We start from the raw sequence: 19,500 nt of genomic DNA on the forward strand, positions 1-19,500 counted from the left end.
CGACTCATCATGCAGTGGGGAGCACCATGAGGTGAACTCCCCTTTTGGCGTTTATGCCGTCCGGCGGGCAAACTCTTTTACTTTGAAACCCAGCACCGCGAGCGTGGCAAAGTACGCCACCACACCAACGCACACCACGGCCATCAGGCGCATCAGACGATAAGGCATCGTGCCCAGGGACCACTCCGGCATCACGTGCATCATGCCAAGCAGCGCGGCAGACATCACCAGTACCGCAACGATCAGACGCATCAGGAAACTGCCCCAACCCGGCTGCGGCGTGAAAATATCCTGCTTGCGCAGCTGCCAGTACAGCAGCCCGGCATTCAGACAGGCCGCCAGACCAATCGATAATGACAGGCCGGCATGTTTCAGCGGACCAATAAACGCCAGGTTCATCAGCTGCGTCATAATCAGCGTCACTATGGCAATTTTTACCGGCGTTTTAATGTCCTGACGCGAGTAAAAGCCCGGCGCCAGCACTTTCACCACGATCAGCCCCATCAGCCCCACCGAGTAGGCAATCAGCGCGCGCTGGGTCATGGCGGCATCGAAGGCAGTGAATTTCCCGTACTGGAAGAGCGACACCGTCAGCGGTTTGGCCAGAATACCCAGCGCCACCGCGCTTGGCAGGGCCAGCAGGAAGCAGAGACGCAGGCCCCAGTCCATCAGGCGGCAATACTCATCATGATTGCCGCTGGCAAAACTTTTCGACAGCGACGGCAGCAGGATGGTCCCCAGCGCCACGCCCAGCACCCCGGACGGAAACTCCATCAGGCGATCGGCGTAGTACATCCAGGAAACCGAGCCGGACACCAGGAACGAGGCAAAGATGGTGTTGATAATCAGCGAGATCTGGCTGACGGAGACGCCGAGAATGGCGGGCCCCATCTGCTTGATGACGCGCATCGCCCCGGCATCTTTGAGGTTGATGCGCGGCAGCACCAGCATGCCGATTTTTTTCAGGTGCGGCAGCTGATACGCCAGCTGCAGCACGCCGCCGACGGTGACCGCCCAGGCCAGCGCCAGCACCGGCGGGTTGAAGTGCGGGGCGGCGAACAGGGCAAAGCCGATCATGCTGACGTTAAGAAACGTCGGCGCAAACGCCGGTACAGAGAAGCGGTTCCAGGTATTGAGGATCGCCCCCACCAGCGAGGCCAGCGAGATCAGCAGAATATAGGGGAAAGTAATGCGCAACAGCTGCGAGGTCAGGGCAAACTTGTCGGCCGTATCGGCAAAGCCGGGCGCGGTCACCATAATCACCCAGGGCGCGGCCAGCATCCCGAGGACGGTCACCACCGCCAGCGCCAGCGTCAGCAGGCCGGAGACATAAGACACAAAGACGCGCGTGGCGTCCTCGCCCTGCTTGCTTTTATATTCCGCCAGGATCGGGACGAATGCCTGAGAAAACGCCCCTTCCGCAAAAATACGACGCAGCAGGTTCGGTAATTTGAACGCGACGAAAAAGGCGTCCGTGGCCATCCCTGCACCAAATACCCTTGCCACAATGGCGTCGCGCGCAAAACCCAGCACGCGGGAAAACATGGTCATCGAGCTGACGGCTGCCAGCGATTTTAATAAGTTCATTAACGTGAATTTCCAGAACCATACGGATTTCCAGGACGGGCAAGCGTAAGCGCCACCCGGCAAAGCCTACAAGCGGCGCTTAGTCTACCCGGATTTCAACGAATTACTATCCGCAGATGTTACAGCGAGTTATTCACTCATGGCCTCGCGCCAGAGCCTTTCCACAATGCGCTGCGCCATGATGGCCTGCGCGCCGGACGTTTCAGGAACCGTCTGATTTTGCACGCAGGTGATGAAGTGGCGGGCGCAACCGGCAAAACCGCGCTGTTCAAGCGTGCTCTGCCAGCCAGGCGCGGGGAGCGTCATCACGCCGCTGCCCTTCTCTTCCCGCCATTCACGCATGTCGGTAATGTCGTACAACGCCCCGTCGGTGACGGCCTGGACGCATTCTCGCTGGCTGCCGGCACGACGATGCATGCTGGTCGTGATCTGCAGATGGTCAATCGCGAAATGGTGTTCTGCGTAGACCATTTCACCCTGCCCGTTCGTGAGCAGCGTGCCACTTTGCAGCTGCGCGTTGCTACCGGCGAGCCACAGCGCCGTATCCACAACGTGGAGATAATCATCCAGCAGCGTGAAGCGCAAATCGTTCGGCCCAATGCTGTCCGTGCGGTGCTTATCCATCCGCAGCGAGGCAAGCGTGCCCGACTGTGCCTTAAGCTGCTGGTAAAGGGGCGCGAAGCGGCGGTTGAAGCCGACCATCAGCGTCAGTTTTTTACGCGCCGCCAGCTCAATCAGGCGTTCCGCGTCCGGAACATTTTCCGCCAGCGGTTTATCCACGCAAACGTGAACGCCCGCATTGAGCAGCTCGCTCACGACCTGATAGTGGGTAGACGTTGAGGTATGCACAAAGACCGCATCGCACTCGCGGGCCAGATCCTGAAGCGACGCCGCATACGGCATACGCCAGGCTTCGCAGATCCGCTCGGCCTTCTCGCGCGTGGGTGACCATGCCCCTTGCAGCGTCCAGTCCGTCGCCGCCCCTAAAACAGGCAGCCAGGCTTTTTGTGCAATACCGCCTAACCCCACCACGCCTACGCGTAATTTTTTCACCGTCAGTCTCCCAAATGTGCCAGCAGGGCATCCAGACGCTGTTTCAGCCCGGCAACCTCGTCTTCCAGCGCCGCTACGCGGGCAACCAAATCATCATCTACGGCCGTTATGTCGGTTGCACTGAATTTAACTGAACTATCAACGTCACCGCTGAACAGGTGCATATAGCGGCTTTCACGCTTGCCCGGCTCGCGCGCCAGGCGCACCACGTAAGGACCGTCTTCACGCGCGGCCAGCCCTTCCAGAGTTTGCTCGACCTCCTGCATATCGCTGAACTCATGCATACGGGAAGCGCGGGTTCGCAGTTCTCCCGGCGTTTGCGCCCCGCGCAGCAGCAGCGTGGTGATGACCGCCACTTCCGCACTGCTCAGCTTCAGGTCACCGAATTCGGAGTTACAGAAGCGCTGTTCGTATTTGGTCACGCGGTTGCCGAAGCCGCTGACGGTGCGCAGATAGTGGCGTTTGACCAGCACATCCAGCACGTCCTGAACCTCATGCTCGCTGAGATTCATCACCGGCTCGCGGTTGGTTTTCTGGTTGCAGGCCATGGTCACGGCGTTGACGGACAGCGGATACTGCTCCGGCGTGGTGACCTGTTTTTCGAGTAAGCACCCAATCACGCGCGCTTCTGCACCGTTTAGCTGATACTTCATCTTTTCTCCTTAACGACCTGCAGTCCAGTCCCGGGTGGTTAATGCCGTCAGAACGTGGTCGCGCCACTCTCCGTCTATCAGCAGATAATCTTTGGCGTAACCCTCTTTCTCGAACCCTAAACGCGCCAGCAGATTTCCGCTGCGCTGGTTATGCGGCATATAGTTCGCCATAATGCGATGAATGTGCTGGGTGCGTTGCATATAGCGGATCGCTACCGTCAGCGCCTCGTACATCAGCCCCTGCCCCTGCCACTTCTGGCCGATGGAGTAGCCCAGGTAGCAGGCGTGAAACGATCCCCGCACCACGTTTGAAAAATTGGCGATCCCGATGATCTCTTTCTCTTCAGGATCCAGCAGCGCGAAATAAAACGCGCTGCCCTGCTTGTGAAATTCCGTAATCATGCTGAGGCGCGCCTGCCAGCCGGAAGGATAACAATGACTCTCATCCCGAACGGGTTCCCAGGGTTTTAAAAACTGGCGATTCTCGGCGTAATAATCCGCCAGACGCCAGGCATCACGCTCATGCACCAGACGAACGACCAGCCTGTCCGTTGTCAGACGCACTTTTGGCACATTACTGCGATAGCCAAACATCGATACCACTCCTTCCCGTCACTTCAGCTTGCCCATTAGCTTTACTATACCTGCGCCTGCGCCGTCTGTGAAAACAGTGACATACCATTTTCACCTCTTTTCACATTTTTCGATGAGAACTCTCTATCAAAGCACCCTTTTGATAAAAAAATATTGTCACGTGCAGGGGTGGGAAAAAACGCGGCGACACCGCAGAATGTTAGCGTGCTCACCATCTTATTTTCCCTGGAGGGAAAATGTCCCGCGTATCACAGGCCAGGAGCCTGGGTAAATATTTCCTGCTCGTCGATAACATGCTGGTCGTGCTCGGCTTTTTTGTCGTTTTTCCGCTTATTTCGATCCGCTTTGTCGATCAGATGGGCTGGGCGGCATTAATGGTCGGCATTGCCCTGGGGCTACGCCAGTTTGTCCAGCAGGGCCTGGGCGTCTTTGGCGGGGCTATCGCCGACCGCTTTGGCGCGAAACCGATGATCGTCACCGGTATGCTGCTGCGCGCGGCAGGGTTTGCCACGATGGCGGTCGCCCAGGAGCCCTGGCTGCTCTGGTTCTCCTGTTTCCTCTCCGGTATCGGGGGCACGCTGTTCGATCCGCCCCGCACCGCGCTGGTGGTAAAGCTGATTCGCCCGCAGCACCGCGGCCGTTTCTTCTCGATTCTGATGATGCAGGACAGCGCCGGGGCGGTTATCGGCGCCCTGCTGGGAAGCTGGCTGCTGCAGTATGATTTCCGTCTGGTCTGCGCGGCTGGGGCGGTGCTCTTTATGCTGTGCGCGCTGTTTAATGGCCTGTTCCTGCCGGCGTGGAAACTGTCGACGGTGAAAGCGCCGGTTCGGGAAGGGCTGGGCCGCGTTCTGCGCGACAAACGTTTTGTCACCTATGTGTTGACCCTGACGGGATATTACATGCTGGCCGTGCAGGTCATGCTGATGCTGCCGATCATGGTTAACGACATTGCAGGTACCCCTGCGGCGGTGAAATGGATGTACGCCATCGAAGCCTGCCTGTCGTTAACGCTCCTCTATCCGATTGCCCGCTGGAGCGAGCGGCGTTTTCGCCTGGAGCATCGCCTGATGGCCGGACTGTTCCTGATGACGCTGAGCATGATGCCGATCGGCCTGGTGAACACGCTCCAGCAGCTGTTTACGTTGATTTGCACGTTCTATATTGGCTCGATCATCGCCGAGCCTGCCCGCGAAACGCTGAGCGCCTCGCTTGCGGATGCGCGTGCACGCGGCAGCTATATGGGGTTCAGCCGACTGGGGCTGGCGCTTGGCGGGGCATTAGGTTACGCCGGCGGCGGCTGGTTGTTTGATGCTGGCAAAGCGTTAAATCAACCTGAACTTCCGTGGATGATGCTGGGCGTGGTGGGCTTTATGACGCTACTCGCCCTGTGGTGGCAGTTCAGCCAGAAACGCAGCGCGAGCGGCATGCTCGAGCCTGGCGCGTAGCCTTTCCCTCGGGCGGGAGCCCTTCCCGCCCCACTTCTCAGTTTTTTCTGCTGGTTTCTGCCCATTCACGCTGACATACTGGCGTAACAGGACAGAAGCGCCGATTTTTCGTTGAGGAACACTATGAAGAAAATTGTCTTAGCCGCGGCATTGATTGTCAGCGGCCTGCTGGTTGGCTGTAACCAGCTCACGCAATACACCGTCAGTGAACAGGAAATTAATCAGGCGCTGGAAAAACATAACAATTTCTCGAAAGACATTGGCGTACCGGGTCTTGCCGATGCGCATATCGTGCTCACAAACCTCACCAGTCAAATCGGACGTGAAGAGCCAAACAAAGTCACCCTGGCCGGTGATGCGGACCTCGATATGTCCTCCCTCTTTGGCAATCAGAAAGCCAACATCAAGCTCAAGCTGAAGGCACTGCCTGTTTTCAACAAAGAGAAAGGGGCGATTTTCCTGCAGGAGATGGAAGTGGTCGACGCGAAGGTGTCTCCGGACAAGATGGCGCCGGTTCTGCAAACCCTGATGCCCTATCTGAATCAGTCGCTGCGGAATTACTTTAACCAGCAGCCCGCGTACGTCTTAAGCGAAGACAAAAGCAAGGGTGAAGCTCTGGCGAAAAAATATGCAAAAGGCATAGAGGTGAAACCGGGCGAAATTATCATTCCTTTCACCGATTAACCTGAAGGGCGCTGCGGCGCCCTTTTTTTTCACGGAAAAGTGTGCAAACGAAAACGTTTCCGCTTATGATTTGTGTCCGGCAAAAACAGCCATCCTTATGACTGATTCCTGACAAGCCGGAGCTTCCATGACTGCACAACCCCAGGTTCTTAAAATCCGCCGCCCTGACGACTGGCATATCCATCTGCGTGATGGCGATATGCTGAAAACCGTCGTGCCTTATACCAGCGAAATTTATGGCCGCGCGATTGTCATGCCTAACCTGGTGCCACCAGTCACCACCGTCGATGCCGCGATAGCCTATCGCCAGCGCATTCTCGACGCCGTTCCTGCGGGACACGATTTTACCCCGTTGATGACCTGCTATCTGACCGATTCACTGGATCCGAACGAAATGGAGCGCGGGTTTAACGAAGGCGTCTTTACGGCAGCGAAACTCTACCCGGCGAATGCCACCACCAACTCCAGCCACGGCGTCACCAGCATTGATGCCATTATGCCGGTGCTGGAACGCATGCAGAAACTGGGTATGCCGCTGCTGGTTCACGGCGAAGTAACGCATGCCGAGATTGATATCTTCGACCGCGAAGCCCGTTTTATCGAGACCGTGATGGAGCCTTTGCGCCAGTGCCTGCCGGCGCTGAAGGTGGTCTTCGAGCATATCACCACCAAAGACGCGGCAGAGTACGTGCGTGACGGCAACGATCTTATCGCCGCCACCATTACGCCACAGCACCTGATGTTTAACCGTAACCACATGCTGGTGGGTGGGGTGCGCCCTCACCTCTACTGCCTGCCTATTCTTAAGCGCAACATCCACCAGCAGGCGCTGCGCGAGCTGGTCGCCAGCGGATTCTCCCGCGCGTTCCTCGGTACCGATTCCGCGCCTCACGCCCGCCATCGTAAAGAGGCGAGCTGCGGCTGCGCGGGCTGCTTCAACGCCCCAACGGCGCTTGCCAGCTACGCAACCGTGTTTGAAGAGATGAACGCGCTGGAACATTTCGAAGCATTCTGCTCCCTTAACGGCCCGCGCTTCTACGGCCTGCCGGTCAACGACACCTTCATCGAACTGGAGCGTAAAGCGAGCCACGTTGAGGAGTCCATTGCCCTGACGGACGACACGCTGATCCCCTTCCTGGCGGGTGAAACCGTAAGCTGGACGGTAAAACGTTAAAAAATCAGTGCCCCTTGTTGTCAAACTGATAATATACCTGTATAAATAAACAGTATATTACACAGGGGGCATTTATGCGTATTGAAGTCACCATAGCCAAAACTACCGTTCTGCCTGCCGGCGCGCTTGATGCACTGGCAGGCGAATTATCCCGTCGTATTAACAACACCTTTCCCGACAACGCGGGTGCCGTCACGGTGCGTTACGCCGCGGCGAACAACCTCTCCGTCATTGGCGCCGCAAAAGAAGATAAAGATCGCATCAGCGAAATCCTCCAGGAAACGTGGGAAAGCGCTGACGACTGGTTCATCACGGATTAACACTGCTCCCTCATTGTGTTTTTTTGCCGGGTCGCCCCGGCTTTTTTTTGCCTCATAATCCTGTAAGTTCAAAATAATTCGGCATCTTCTTTAAAAATCGTGAACGAGATGGTGTTTTATTGTTCGAACAATCCTAAAAAGCAGAAAAATGTGTTGCCACCTGTTTATTTTTCCCTTCGGAACCCTTATTACTTGGTATACTGAAGTTGCTTTCAGAAAAACATGCATTGAACCTCAAAGCCGTTGTCTTCTAACACGCATTAAGGGGGTTATAATGGAAAAGAATAGTGAAGTCATCCAGACCCACCCACTTGTTGGCTGGGATATCAGTACCGTAGATAGCTACGATGCGCTGATGCTGCGTTTGCACTACCAGACCCCAAATCAACTCAACCGTGAAGAAGCGGAAGTTGGACAGACGCTGTGGCTAACAACAGACGTCGCCCGTCAGTTTATTTCTATTTTAGAAGCAGGTATTGCAAAAATAGAATCTGGCGACTACCAGGAAAATGAGTATAAACGGCACTAAGCTTATGCCCACTTTTCTCTCTACAGGCACCCTCGCGGTGCCTTATTTATTTCTCCCTTGTCTAACCCCGCGTTGTTAATTACTCTGCTAACAAAACATCAGTTTATGAGATGCATATGAGATACGACTTAATCATTATTGGCAGCGGCTCCGTAGGATCTGCCGCAGGCTATTACGCAACACAGGCAGGTCTGAAGGTTCTGATGATCGATAGCCATCTGCCTCCTCATGCGGAAGGCAGCCATCATGGCGATACCCGCCTCATCCGCCATGCGTACGGTGAAGGTGAACGCTACGTTCCGCTGGTGCTTCGCGCCCAGACGCTGTGGGATGAACTGGCGAAACAGACCGAAGATCGTATTTTCGAGCGTACTGGCGTCATCAACCTGGGTCCGGCACATTCTGCGTTTCTCGCTGGCGTCGAACGCAGCGCGAAAGCGTTTAATCTGGACGTTGAGAAGCTGGATGCGACGGGCATTACCGCACGCTGGCCCGAAATTACCGTCCCGGACGATTATATTGGCCTCTTTGAAGCCCACTCCGGGGTGCTCCATTGCGAAACGGCGATCAAAACCTGGATCGAGCTTGCTGCGAAGGCAGGCTGCGCGCAGCTATTCAACTGTCCGGTAGAGGCCATCACCCATGATGATAATGGCGTCACGGTCACCACTATTGACGGCGATTATTCAGCGTCCCGCCTGCTGGTCAGCGCAGGTACCTGGGTTACCCGCCTGCTGCCCGATCTGCCGATCCAGCCGGTGCGCAAGGTCTTCTCCTGGTTCCAGTCGGATGGCCGTTACAGCGCCCAGAATAAATTCCCGGCCTTCACCGGCGAATTACCCAACGGCGACCAGTTCTACGGCTTCCCGTCAGAAAAAGACGCGCTGAAAATCGGTAAACACAACGGCGGCCAGGCGATCTCCTCCCCTGAAGAGCGTAAACCTTTCGGCGCCTTCCCACAGGATGGTTCAGAGGCCTTCTCGTTCCTGCGCACTATTCTTCCGGGCATTGGCGGCTTGCTGTATGGTGCGGCCTGTACCTACGACAATACGCCGGATGAAGACTTTATCATTGATACGCTGCCGGGGCATGACAACACCCTGCTCATCACCGGACTGAGCGGCCACGGCTTTAAGTTTGCTTCCGTTCTGGGTGAAATCGCCGCGCAGTTTGCCCAGGGCATTGCGCCGCAGTTTGATCTGACGCCCTTCTCCCTCTCGCGTTTTAACGGATAATCCGCACGGGCTCCGGAGGTCACGGGGCCCGCTTCATTCACACCGCATGTTGGGGCGTTATGCGCAAGATCGTTAGCTTTCTGATGAATAATATTCGCGAGCATTTTATGCTCTATCTCTTATTGTGGGCGCTGCTGGCCATTATTGATTTTGTTTACATTGTATTTTACTGAAAACCCAGACTGACAAGAATTGACATTACTTTATCTTTATTGAAACTCATAATTTCATCTTGCACGAAGAGATTGAATTAGCGCTAGCGATCCTTTTCAAAATTGCTGAAATAAATAAAATAAAAATCAATAGCCAATTATTTCAGTTGCAATATCCCGCCTTCCCGTTCATTTTTACCCTTCGGTTAATTTGAAAATGGACATTCTGATGCAATGGCGTAACTCCTCCCGGCGCTACGGAATAATATCCATAGGTTTGCACTGGATATTTGCTCTTGCCGTCTACGGTATGTTTGGACTTGGGCTCTGGATGGTCACGCTCAGCTATTACGATGGCTGGTATCACCAGGCGCCGGAATTGCATAAAAGCATTGGTGTCCTGCTGATGCTGGGGCTGGTTTTCCGCGTGATCTGGCGGCACATTTCCCCACCGCCCGCCGCGCAAAAGACTCACAGCAAATTTACCCGCGTCAGCGCAGTCGCCGCGCATATTGCCCTTTATGCGCTGCTGTTTGCCATCCTGATTAGCGGCTATCTTATTTCGACGGCTGACGGTAAGCCGATTAACGTTTTTGGCCTGTTCGAGGTTCCGGCAACCCTTAGCGATGCCGGCGCTCAGGCCGACACGGCGGGGGTTGTTCACCTCTGGCTCGCCTGGAGCGTGGTGATTCTGTCCGTGCTGCACGGGCTTGCCGCCCTCAAACACCATTTTATTGATAAAGACGATACGCTAAAGCGCATGCTTGGCCGCTCGTCAGTTGACTCTGGAGCATAAAATGAAAAAACACCTGCTGGGTATCGCACTGGGTTCTCTGTTATTCACCGCCGGCTCCGCCGTGGCGGCGGATTATAAAATAGATAAAGAGGGCCAGCACGCTTTCGTCAATTTCCGTATTCAGCACCTGGGATATAGCTGGCTGTACGGCACCTTTAAGGATTTTGACGGCACATTCACCTTTGACGAAAAAAATCCCGCAGCCGATAAAGTCAATGTGACCATTAATACGAACAGCGTCGACACGAACCACGCAGAGCGCGATAAACACCTGCGCAGTGGGGAATTCCTCAACGTCGCGAAATTCCCGCAGGCGACCTTCACTTCTACTGAGGTGAAGAAAGAGGGTGATAAGCTGAATATTACCGGCAACCTGACGCTTAACGGCGTAACCAAACCGGTCACGCTTGATGCGAAATTACTGGGCCAGGGTGACGATCCGTGGGGCGGTAAACGCGCAGGCTTCGAAGCGGCAGGGAAAATTCACCTGAAAGATTTTAATATCACAACGGATTTAGGCCCGGCGTCCCAGGACGTGGAGCTGATTATTTCCGTTGAAGGTGTACAGCAGAAATCATAATAACGTCGCCCGGCAGGCTTTTGCCGTGCCGGGCGTTATTATCATTCCGGGTCAGGGATACCCAGTTTGGTATTCAGACGACCGCGAGATTTATTGAAAATCTTGTTGCCGTTTTCACGTCCTGCGCGACGGCGACGCTGCTCTTCTTCCGGCAGGATGCTCTCTTCGCTGCATAACTCGCTACAGCAACCGTTAAACTTCTCGGCACAGGCCGGGCACTGAATGAACAGCAGATGACAACCGTCGTTTTTGCAGTTGGTGTGGGTATCGCACGGCGCGCCGCACTGGTGGCACTGGGCGATGACGTCATCCGAAATACGTTCACCCATACGCTCGTCAAAGACAAAGTTTTTCCCGATAAAGCGTACCGGCAGCCCCTGTTCACGGGCTCGGCGAGCGTACTCAATAATGCCGCCTTCAATGTGCCAGACTTTATTGAAGCCGTTGTGCTTCATCCACGCGCTGGCTTTCTCACAGCGGATACCGCCGGTGCAGTACATAACGATCTTTTTATCTTTATGCTCCTGCATCATCTCAACCGCTTTCGGCAGTTGCTCGCGGAAGGTATCCGCCGGAATCTCCATCGCATTCTCGAAATGCCCCACTTCATACTCATAGTGGTTACGCATATCGATGAACACGGCATCCGGATCGTCCAGCATCGCATTCACTTCCGCCGCCTTCAGATATTCACCGACGTCCGCCGGGTTAAACTCCGGATCGTCGATACCGTCCGCCACGATGCGTTCACGCACCTTCATGCGCAGCACCCAGAAGGATTTCCCGTCATCATCCAGGGCAATGTTCAGGCGTAAGCCGTTAAGGGCCGGGTCAAATTGATAAAGTACGTCGCGGAAGGCGCTGACTTTGCTTTCCGGTACGCTAATCTGCGCGTTGATGCCTTCACGGGCAAGGTAGACGCGGCCGAAGACGTTCAGCGCCGTGAACGCCTGATAAAGCGCATCTCGGGTCGCCTGCGGATCGTCGATCGTGAAGTATTTATAGAATGAGATGGTTGTGCGCGGTTCGGTTTCAGCCAACATACGCGCTTTTAACATCTCGTTCGAAACGCGGTTGTGTAACACTGGCATGGTGTACAGTCCTGGAGTCGTTAGAGAGAATGAAAAATCGGTCGGCATCATATAGCAAACAAAACCAATTTACATCCACACAATTTACGCTACATTTCACACACCCTGATTAATCAGGATTAACAATTGCTGTATTCGTGCACGCTTCGAAAGCAGATATTTTGGCTACGCCTCAAAAAATGAGACACTAGCGAAACAGGACGTTTGAACACAGGAAAGACATGACCCAGTTACCAACATTTACTGCCGCTCTTTTGCATCCCCGCTATTGGTTGACCTGGCTTGGCATCGGCTTTTTATGGCTTCTGGTACAGCTTCCCTACCCTGTTATTTTTCGGTTGGGTAAATTTCTGGGCCGTTTCGCACAACTGTTTATGAAGCGTCGCGCCAGAATCGCGTACCGCAACCTTGAGCTGTGTTTTCCGCAGATGAGCGACTCAGAGCGTCACAATATGGTCGCGAAGAACTTCGAATCCGTTGGGATGGGCCTTATGGAAACCGGCATGGCGTGGTTCTGGCCGGACAAACGCATGGCCCGCTGGAGCGAGGTAACGGGAACCGGCATGGATCCTGTACATACGCTTCAGGCCAACCAGACGGGCGTTCTGCTGATCGGCGTCCATTTTCTGACGCTGGAAATCGGGGCGCGTATGTTCGGCATGCAGGCGCCCGGCATTGGCGTTTATCGCCCTAACGATAACCCGGTCATCGATTTAATCCAGACCAATGGCCGCATGCGCTCCAACAAAAGCATGATCGACCGTAAAGATCTGAAGGGAATGATCCGTGCGCTGAAATCCGGCGAAGTGGTCTGGTATGCCCCCGACCACGACTATGGCCCACAGGCCAGCGTTTTTGTCCCCTTCTTCGCCGTTGAAGAGGCCGCCACAACCACCGGCACCTGGATGCTGGCGCGCATGTCCAAAGCCGCCATCGTACCCTTTGTTCCCCGCCGCAAGCCTGACGGTTCGGGCTACGAGTTGATGATGCTAGAACCGGAACTCGCGCCGCCGCTTGACGATGCAGAAACCACCGCGCGCTGGATGAACGGTATCGTAGAGAAATGCATCATGCTCGCACCCGAGCAGTACATGTGGTTGCACCGCCGCTTTAAAACGCGGCCAAAAGGCACGCCGTCCCGCTATTGATTTTCAGGATGCGATCCTCAGGGTCGCATCCTGTTTTAGCTTTAAAAGCTCCCCCTCATTGCGGCAATCATAACCCAGGCGCATAATTAGCAGGCTTATTACTTCTTGCTTCAGGTGCTCAGCACCTCATTATGCGGATTGTTATGTCACCTTCAGATGCCCCCATAAACTGGAAGCGTAACCTCACGGTTGCGTGGCTTGGCTGTTTTCTCACCGGCGCGGCGTTTAGCCTGGTCATGCCTTTTCTGCCGCTCTATGTTGAACAGCTGGGCGTGACGGGCCATAGCGCGCTCAATATGTGGTCCGGCCTGGTATTCAGCATCACGTTCCTGTTCTCCGCGATAGCCTCGCCCTTCTGGGGCGGCCTTGCCGACCGCAAGGGGCGTAAAATCATGCTGCTGCGCTCAGCGCTGGGGATGGCCATTATCATGGCGCTGATGGGCGTGGCGCAGAACGTCTGGCAGTTCCTGATTTTGCGCGCGTTGCTGGGTTTGCTGGGAGGATTTATTCCCAATGCCAATGCCCTGATTGCCACGCAAATTCCTCGCCATAAGAGCGGCTGGGCGCTGGGCACGCTCTCAACCGGCGGCGTAAGCGGTGCCCTGCTGGGTCCACTGGCCGGCGGACTCATGGCCGATAGCTATGGCCTGCGTCCGGTGTTCTTTATCACCGCCTGCGTGCTGTTCCTGTGCTTTGTTGTCACCCTGCTCTGTATTCGGGAAAACTTCACCCCCGTTGCGAAAAAAGAGATGCTACACGCCAGGGAGGTGCTGACCTCGCTTAAAAATCCCAGACTGGTGCTGAGCCTGTTCGTGACGACCCTGATTATTCAGGTCGCAACCGGATCGATTGCCCCTATCCTCACGCTGTACATCCGCGATCTGGCGGGCAACGTCAGCAATATCGCGTTTATCAGCGGGCTGATTGCGTCCGTGCCCGGGGTGGCGGCGCTGCTTAGCGCGCCGAGGCTGGGAAAACTGGGGGACCGCGTCGGTCCGGAAAAAATTCTGATCTGTGCGCTGGTGATCTCCGTCCTGCTGCTGATCCCCATGTCGATGGTGCACTCTCCTTGGCAGCTGGGCTTACTTCGCTTCTTGCTTGGTGCCGCAGACGGGGCCTTGCTGCCCGCCGTACAGACCCTGCTGGTTTACAACTCCACGAACCAGATTGCCGGGCGGATCTTCAGCTATAACCAGTCATTTCGCGACATCGGTAACGTCACCGGACCGCTTCTCGGGGCGAGCATCTCCGCCAGCTTCGGTTTTCGCGCCGTCTTTATCGTGACGGCGGGGGTGGTACTGTTTAATGCAATTTATTCGTGGTTCAGTTTATCCCGCGCGCTACGGCCAGTGGCGGAATAAGACGAACGCCTGAAGCTAATTTTCGCATTCATACTTGCAGAATCAGATATTCAGCTATTCTTTCCCTGAAACCTTCTGGAAAACAGGGAGACACCAATGACCATGTACGCCACGCTGGAAGAAGCTATTGATGCCGCTCGTGAAGAGTTCCTCGCCGACAACCCCGGCGTTGAAGAAGAAGATGCTGACGTGCAACAACTTAATATCCAGAAATACGTTCTGCAGGATGGGGATATTATGTGGCAGGCCGAATTCTTTGCCGATGAAGGTGAAGAAGGGGAATGCCTGCCGGTCCTGAGCGGTGAAGGTGCGCAGGCCGTCTTTGATGGCGACTATGATGAAATCGAACTGCGGCAGGAATGGCTGGAAGAGAACACATTGCACGAGTGGGATGAGGGCGAATTTCAGCTCGAGCCACCGCTGGATACGGAAGAAGGACAAACCGCAGCCGATGAGTGGGACGAGCGTTAATTTACGCTACTCGTAAGGGCCGTGGCTGGCATCGATCGGCAGCAGCAGCGTGTCGAAAATTAGCGAGAATGGCAGATCCAGCACGGTGAGGTAGCGCCATGCGGAGTCACGGAGATCCCACTTCACGCCCGGGTAATACTGATTCCCGTGGCCCTGCCCTGGAATGGTGCGGCTGATGATGCTGCCGCAGCCGCTGAGCAGGCATGCCATCAGAACGACGATGATGATTCTCATGAGTAACCTCTAAAAAAATACCGGCGATTATGCCGGTATTTTAGTTGGCGGGAGGCGCTTCGCTTACCCGCTCTACTTAACCACTTACTTCGCCTTCAACGCCAGCGGGTTCAGCTTCAGTTCTTTATAGTAGTTTACCCACGAAGAGTATCTCTCCGGAGCGGACCATACGCGGTAGTGAAGACGCGCCATCGTAACCGGGTCGCTCAACAGGACCAGACGACGGTCACGGTTGAGTTTTTCCGGGGTCTCGTTCAGCGCCTGCTCAACGTGACGATCGCGGGCAATCTCCAGCACCTGGCTGGCACGGTGACGCGCCGTCGCCATTGCCGTCGCCAGGGCGTTGAATGACGGGTTAAACACGGCGTGCATAAAGCCGTCATCCAGCGTGCGATTGCGGTTCTGCTCGAGATAATGATCGGTGTCTACCAGCACCTGCGGCGGGGAATACTCTTCCGGGATCAGGAACAGCTTCCAGCGTTTGGTCCGCAGCCCCACCGTCGAACGGCTGGAGATGACGGAGACAAACGGCGACAGGATCAGCGAGAAGACAATCGGCGCCAGCCAGAACAGGAAACGCAGATCCAGCCACGCCATCCCTGCCGCCCACACCAGACCCAGCAGCAGCTGAGAACCATGGCGCATAAAGGCTTCGCTCCACGGCGTGGAGTCGTCATCACGCTGCGGTGAGTTCCAGACCACTTCCCAGCCCAGGAACGCACTGACCACGAACACGGTGTGGAACAGCATACGCACCGGTGCCAGCAGCACGGAGAACAGCACTTCCAGCAGCAGTGAAAGGGTCACGCGGAAGAAACCGCCGTACTCTTTCGAGCCTTTGCACCAGATCAGGATGATGCTGAGCAGCTTAGGCAGGAACAGCAGCACCATGGTGGAGGCAAACAGCGCAATCGCCAGTTCCGGACGCCACTGCGGCCACACCGGGAACAGCTGGCGCGGCTGCAGGAAGTATTGCGGCTCCGTCAGGGCATGGACGACCTGCAGCGCTGTGGAGAGCGCAAGGAACATAAACCACAGCGGTGCGGAGAGATACGACATCACGCCCGTCAGGAACACCGCGCGGTGAACCGGGTGCATCCCTTTCACCAGGAACAGGCGGAAGTTCATCAGGTTACCGTGACACCAGCGGCGGTCACGCTTGAGCTCGTCCAGCAGGTTCGGCGGCAGCTCTTCGTACGATCCCGGCAGGTCGTAGGCAATCCAGACGCCCCAGCCAGCACGACGCATCAGCGCCGCTTCCACGAAGTCATGTGACAGAATAGAACCGGCAAACGAACCCTCGCCCGGCAGCGGCGCCAGCGCACAGTGCTCAATGAACGGCTTCACGCGGATGATGGCGTTGTGACCCCAGTAGTGGGATTCACCCAGCTGCCAGAAGTGCAGACCTGCCGTGAACAGCGGCCCGTAAACACGGGTGGCGAACTGCTGACAGCGCGCATAGAGCGTGTCCATTCCCGACGCTTTTGGCGAAGACTGAATGATACCCGCGTTCGGGTTGGCTTCCATCAGACGCACCAGACCGCTCAGGCAGTCACCGCTCATGACGGAGTCAGCATCCAGCACCACCATGTAGCTGTACTGGTTACCCCAGCGGCGGCAGAAGTCATCGATGTTACCGCTTTTACGCTTCACACGACGGCGGCGGCGACGGTAGAAGATCTGCCCTTCGCCCTGCACTTCTGCAATCAGCTCCATCCACGCTTTTTGTTCTGCCACGCAGATATCCGGGTTGTAACTGTCGCTCAGGATGTAAACGTCAAAATGCTCCGCGTTGCCGGTCGCCTTCACGGACTCCCAGGTGGCACGCAGGCCCGCAAACACGCGGTCAACGTCTTCGTTACAGATAGGCATAATCAGCGCGGTACGGTGCTCAGGATTGAGGGGTTCATCCCCGACCGTTGACGCCGAAATGCTGTATTTGTCACGCCCCATCAGCAGCTGCAGAAAGCCCATCAGCGCGGTCCAGAAACCGGCCGAGACCCAGCAGAAGAGAACCGCGAACAGCAGAAGGATGCCGCTCTGCAGGATATACGGCAGCAGCTGCATGAAGGAGACCCAGAGATCCTGGCCCATCATGTCCATCGGGTTGATGAACGCCCAGCCCTGATACGGCAGGATGGTTTTCATATACCAGGTCGCGACGACCGTCTGCGCCAGCGTCAACAGCAGCAGGATGTAGCGACGGATGGTCCCCACGGTACGCCATTTCTGTTCGGAAGCCTGCTCTTCTTTCGTCAGGCGTGACAGATAGCGCGGCGTCACATCACGCCCGCGCAGGCGATCCCAGAAGCGGCCCACCGGGTTGGTGCGCCACGGATCGGGGAACATTGAGGAACGCGTGGCCTTCGGCATCGCCTGAAGCTGATCGCGCCCTTCGTCGTCTTTAATCAACTGCCCTTCTGCCAGCGAGTCCGGCCAGGCGTGCTCCAGACGTGCCTTTACTGACCCCAGCGGCGTATCATCATCACGGGAAAACTGACGATGTTCACCATCCAGCGCGGTGTGAACCGCGCGGATGTCGCTCTTAGGCAGTGCCGCTTTTTCGATATCCGTCAGCGGCATGGCATCAATATATTCAGATGTATTATTCATTGGCAGGTAGCTGATAGCTCCAGGTTTCACTCAGCGGCTGATCGTTACTGACCAGCGCAGCACGCATTTCAGTGGTCTGTTTCGGATCTTTCACTTTCACGCGCAGGGTCAGACGCCAGCCTTTGGTTACCGGGTTGTAACGCACGGTATTTTCAACGATTTCACCGTTATCACCGATGCTGGCCTGAGCGGCAACGGCGGTGTCCGGTGACAGTTTCTTCATATCCTGGCCTGTAAAGTCCACGACAAAGGCCACGGTACCGTCAGGCTGACGGATAAGATTAGACTGCTTCACATCACCCGTTGAACGGCGAGTCTGCATCACATACGCGTTATCCGGCGCATGCAGCTTATCTTCGTCGCGGCTGAAGGTGATGGTGTACTTGAAGTTCATCTCTTTACCGGCTTCCGGCAGCTGATCCGGCGTCCAGTAAGCCACGATGTTATCGTTGGTTTCGTCGTTGGTTGGAATCTCAACCAGCTCAACCTTACCTTTACCCCAGTCACCGTTTGGCGTGACCCAGGCGCTTGGACGCTGGTCATAGCGGTCGTCCAAATCTTCAAAGCGGGAGAACTGACGGCCACGCTGCAGCAGGCCAAAACCTTGCGGGTTTTCCATCGCGAAGCTGCTCACCGCCAGATGTTTCGGGTTGTTAAGCGGACGCCAGATCCACTCTCCGTTACCGGCATGAATAGACAGACCGTTGGAGTCGTGCAGTTCCGGGCGGAAGTTAGTGGCCGGAGACGGCTGGTTCGGCCCAAACAGGAACATGCTGGTCAGTGGTGCAACGCCCAGTTTGCCCACTTTATCACGCAGGTAAACCTTGGACTGCACGTCAACCACGGTGTCACGACCCGGCATAATCACAAAGCGATAGGCGCCGGTCGCACGCGGTGAATCCAGCAGCGCGTAAATGGTCAGACGTTTATCCGTTGGTTTTGGACGTTCAATCCAGAACTCACGGAAACGTGGGAATTCTTCACCTGATGGCAGCGCGGTATCAATCGCCAGTCCGCGCGCAGAAAGCCCGTATACCTGCCCCGCGCCAATCACGCGGAAATAGCTGGCACCCAGCATGCTGACGATTTCGTCGTTTTTATCTTTGCTGTTGATCGGGTAAAGCACCTTAAAGCCTGCGAAGCCCAGGTCTTTCACCGTATCTTTGTCGTGTTGCACATTGCCAAAATTGAAGTAATCCGGGCTGTATTTGATCTTACGTACCGCTGTGGCCGTCACTTCGTTGATGGCAACAGGCGTGTCGAAATACATACCCTGATGATAAAACTCAAGCTTGAACGGGGTCTTGATGTTGCTCCAGTAGGCTTTGTCGTGATTGAACTGGATCTGCTGATAGTCCGCATATTTCATATCGCGGAAAACGGAGGGCAAGTTACTTTTCGGCGCTTCGTAGCTCTTGCCAGCCATCGATTTTGCCTGTTTTGCGACATCGTCGATGTTAAAGGCCAGTGCCGATGAGGTATACAGTGATAACACCACTGCAGCACCTAACCAACGCATTTTCATCATCTGTGGTTTATGTTTCATAATAAGTAAGCACTTCCCCCTTTGTGTGCTTATATCGATCCGATCCATTTTAATGGAAACTCAGGCAATCCGACAACATTATCACTGCTTTGTTCAGCTGCTGGCTCATGGATTAAGCAAATGAAAGAACCCATTATTCACTTTGCGTGCTTATCCTGGAGACAGGGTGTCGGTCTTGGTGTAGGGTTGCTTTCGAATGTAACCATTATGAGTCTTAGGGATAAGACGAAAAGT

The 19,500-nt window shown here is 55.5% G+C and carries 20 protein-coding genes; 12 read left to right on the forward strand and 8 right to left on the reverse strand.

Translation table 11 applies throughout. From position 1 onward, the window contains the following. Nucleotides 1-51: 51 nt before the first annotated feature. The 4 genes from murJ to rimJ all read right to left on the reverse strand — a co-directional run bounded on the left by murJ (nucleotide 52) and on the right by rimJ (nucleotide 3,887). Nucleotides 52-1,587: a murein biosynthesis integral membrane protein MurJ gene (gene murJ, locus HMPREF3143_RS15195; RefSeq protein ID WP_032674525.1), complete on the reverse strand. Its 1,536-nt coding sequence runs from the start codon at nucleotides 1,585-1,587 to the stop codon at nucleotides 52-54. Between the two features lie 129 nt (nucleotides 1,588-1,716). Beyond that, a complete protein-coding gene (locus tag HMPREF3143_RS15200; RefSeq protein WP_070533528.1) occupies nucleotides 1,717-2,640 on the reverse strand; it encodes a Gfo/Idh/MocA family protein in 924 nt (307 codons plus the stop codon). Nucleotides 2,641-2,642: 2 nt separating this feature from the next. Then, complete coding sequence (locus HMPREF3143_RS15205; RefSeq protein ID WP_070533530.1) at nucleotides 2,643-3,293, reverse strand: YceH family protein; 651 nt, start codon at nucleotides 3,291-3,293, stop codon at nucleotides 2,643-2,645. 9 nt (nucleotides 3,294-3,302) lie between these two features. Then, on the reverse strand, nucleotides 3,303-3,887 hold the full coding sequence (gene rimJ, locus HMPREF3143_RS15210; RefSeq protein ID WP_008500822.1) for a ribosomal protein S5-alanine N-acetyltransferase: 585 nt from the start codon (nucleotides 3,885-3,887) through the stop codon (nucleotides 3,303-3,305). Nucleotides 3,888-4,123: 236 nt separating this feature from the next. Here rimJ and mdtH point away from each other — a divergent pair, with 236 nt between their 5' ends. From mdtH to HMPREF3143_RS15260, 9 genes are all read left to right on the forward strand, one after another. Next, a complete protein-coding gene (gene mdtH, locus HMPREF3143_RS15215) occupies nucleotides 4,124-5,332 on the forward strand; it encodes a multidrug efflux MFS transporter MdtH (protein ID WP_008500823.1) in 1,209 nt (402 codons plus the stop codon). Between the two features lie 123 nt (nucleotides 5,333-5,455). After that, nucleotides 5,456-6,016: a lipoprotein gene (locus tag HMPREF3143_RS15220; RefSeq protein WP_008500824.1), complete on the forward strand. Its 561-nt coding sequence runs from the start codon at nucleotides 5,456-5,458 to the stop codon at nucleotides 6,014-6,016. A gap of 127 nt (nucleotides 6,017-6,143) precedes the next feature. Beyond that, the gene (gene pyrC / locus HMPREF3143_RS15225) at nucleotides 6,144-7,190 is read left to right on the forward strand and encodes a dihydroorotase (RefSeq protein ID WP_070533532.1); all 1,047 of its coding nucleotides are present in this window, start codon (nucleotides 6,144-6,146) and stop codon (nucleotides 7,188-7,190) included. A gap of 74 nt (nucleotides 7,191-7,264) precedes the next feature. Then, nucleotides 7,265-7,510, forward strand: a complete 246-nt coding sequence (dinI, locus tag HMPREF3143_RS15230; protein WP_008500826.1) for a DNA damage-inducible protein I — start codon at nucleotides 7,265-7,267, stop codon at nucleotides 7,508-7,510. A 274-nt stretch (nucleotides 7,511-7,784) separates the two neighbouring features. After that, on the forward strand, nucleotides 7,785-8,039 hold the full coding sequence (bssS, locus tag HMPREF3143_RS15235) for a biofilm formation regulator BssS (protein WP_008500827.1): 255 nt from the start codon (nucleotides 7,785-7,787) through the stop codon (nucleotides 8,037-8,039). 116 nt (nucleotides 8,040-8,155) lie between these two features. Continuing rightward, on the forward strand, nucleotides 8,156-9,274 hold the full coding sequence (gene solA, locus HMPREF3143_RS15240; RefSeq protein WP_008500828.1) for an N-methyl-L-tryptophan oxidase: 1,119 nt from the start codon (nucleotides 8,156-8,158) through the stop codon (nucleotides 9,272-9,274). 59 nt (nucleotides 9,275-9,333) lie between these two features. After that, on the forward strand, nucleotides 9,334-9,447 hold the full coding sequence (locus HMPREF3143_RS15245; protein ID WP_021240776.1) for a DUF2770 family protein: 114 nt from the start codon (nucleotides 9,334-9,336) through the stop codon (nucleotides 9,445-9,447). A gap of 208 nt (nucleotides 9,448-9,655) precedes the next feature. Next, nucleotides 9,656-10,222, forward strand: coding sequence for a cytochrome b (locus HMPREF3143_RS15255; protein ID WP_023343748.1), 567 nt, complete (start codon nucleotides 9,656-9,658; stop codon nucleotides 10,220-10,222). 1 nt (nucleotide 10,223) lies between these two features. Continuing rightward, complete coding sequence (locus HMPREF3143_RS15260) at nucleotides 10,224-10,802, forward strand: YceI family protein (RefSeq protein WP_008500830.1); 579 nt, start codon at nucleotides 10,224-10,226, stop codon at nucleotides 10,800-10,802. Nucleotides 10,803-10,843: 41 nt separating this feature from the next. Here HMPREF3143_RS15260 and HMPREF3143_RS15265 read toward each other — a convergent pair whose 3' ends face one another. Next, the gene (locus HMPREF3143_RS15265; RefSeq protein WP_008500831.1) at nucleotides 10,844-11,893 is read right to left on the reverse strand and encodes an oxygen-dependent tRNA uridine(34) hydroxylase TrhO; all 1,050 of its coding nucleotides are present in this window, start codon (nucleotides 11,891-11,893) and stop codon (nucleotides 10,844-10,846) included. 221 nt (nucleotides 11,894-12,114) lie between these two features. Here HMPREF3143_RS15265 and HMPREF3143_RS15270 point away from each other — a divergent pair, with 221 nt between their 5' ends. From HMPREF3143_RS15270 to HMPREF3143_RS15280, 3 genes are all read left to right on the forward strand, one after another. Beyond that, complete coding sequence (locus HMPREF3143_RS15270; protein ID WP_047744959.1) at nucleotides 12,115-13,041, forward strand: Kdo(2)-lipid IV(A) acyltransferase; 927 nt, start codon at nucleotides 12,115-12,117, stop codon at nucleotides 13,039-13,041. A gap of 143 nt (nucleotides 13,042-13,184) precedes the next feature. After that, entirely contained in the window at nucleotides 13,185-14,402 is a 1,218-nt protein-coding gene (mdtG, locus tag HMPREF3143_RS15275) for a multidrug efflux MFS transporter MdtG (protein ID WP_032674519.1), read from the forward strand. Between the two features lie 96 nt (nucleotides 14,403-14,498). Continuing rightward, entirely contained in the window at nucleotides 14,499-14,873 is a 375-nt protein-coding gene (locus HMPREF3143_RS15280; protein WP_008500834.1) for a MysB family protein, read from the forward strand. A gap of 6 nt (nucleotides 14,874-14,879) precedes the next feature. On the opposite strand, the gene HMPREF3143_RS15285 is transcribed toward HMPREF3143_RS15280, so the two are convergent. From HMPREF3143_RS15285 to mdoG, 3 genes are all read right to left on the reverse strand, one after another. After that, entirely contained in the window at nucleotides 14,880-15,107 is a 228-nt protein-coding gene (locus HMPREF3143_RS15285) for a YceK/YidQ family lipoprotein (protein ID WP_008500835.1), read from the reverse strand. A gap of 84 nt (nucleotides 15,108-15,191) precedes the next feature. After that, nucleotides 15,192-17,720 (reverse strand): glucans biosynthesis glucosyltransferase MdoH, encoded by a 2,529-nt coding sequence (gene mdoH, locus HMPREF3143_RS15290; RefSeq protein WP_070533533.1) that lies wholly within the window; start codon nucleotides 17,718-17,720, stop codon nucleotides 15,192-15,194. After that, entirely contained in the window at nucleotides 17,713-19,266 is a 1,554-nt protein-coding gene (gene mdoG / locus HMPREF3143_RS15295) for a glucans biosynthesis protein MdoG (RefSeq protein ID WP_021240787.1), read from the reverse strand. Before mdoG ends, mdoH begins: the two co-directional genes overlap by 8 nt. Between the last annotated feature and the right edge of the window lie 234 nt (nucleotides 19,267-19,500).

The organism is Enterobacter sp. HMSC16D10, assembly GCF_001807145.1.
Lineage (GTDB): Bacteria > Pseudomonadota > Gammaproteobacteria > Enterobacterales > Enterobacteriaceae > Enterobacter > Enterobacter roggenkampii.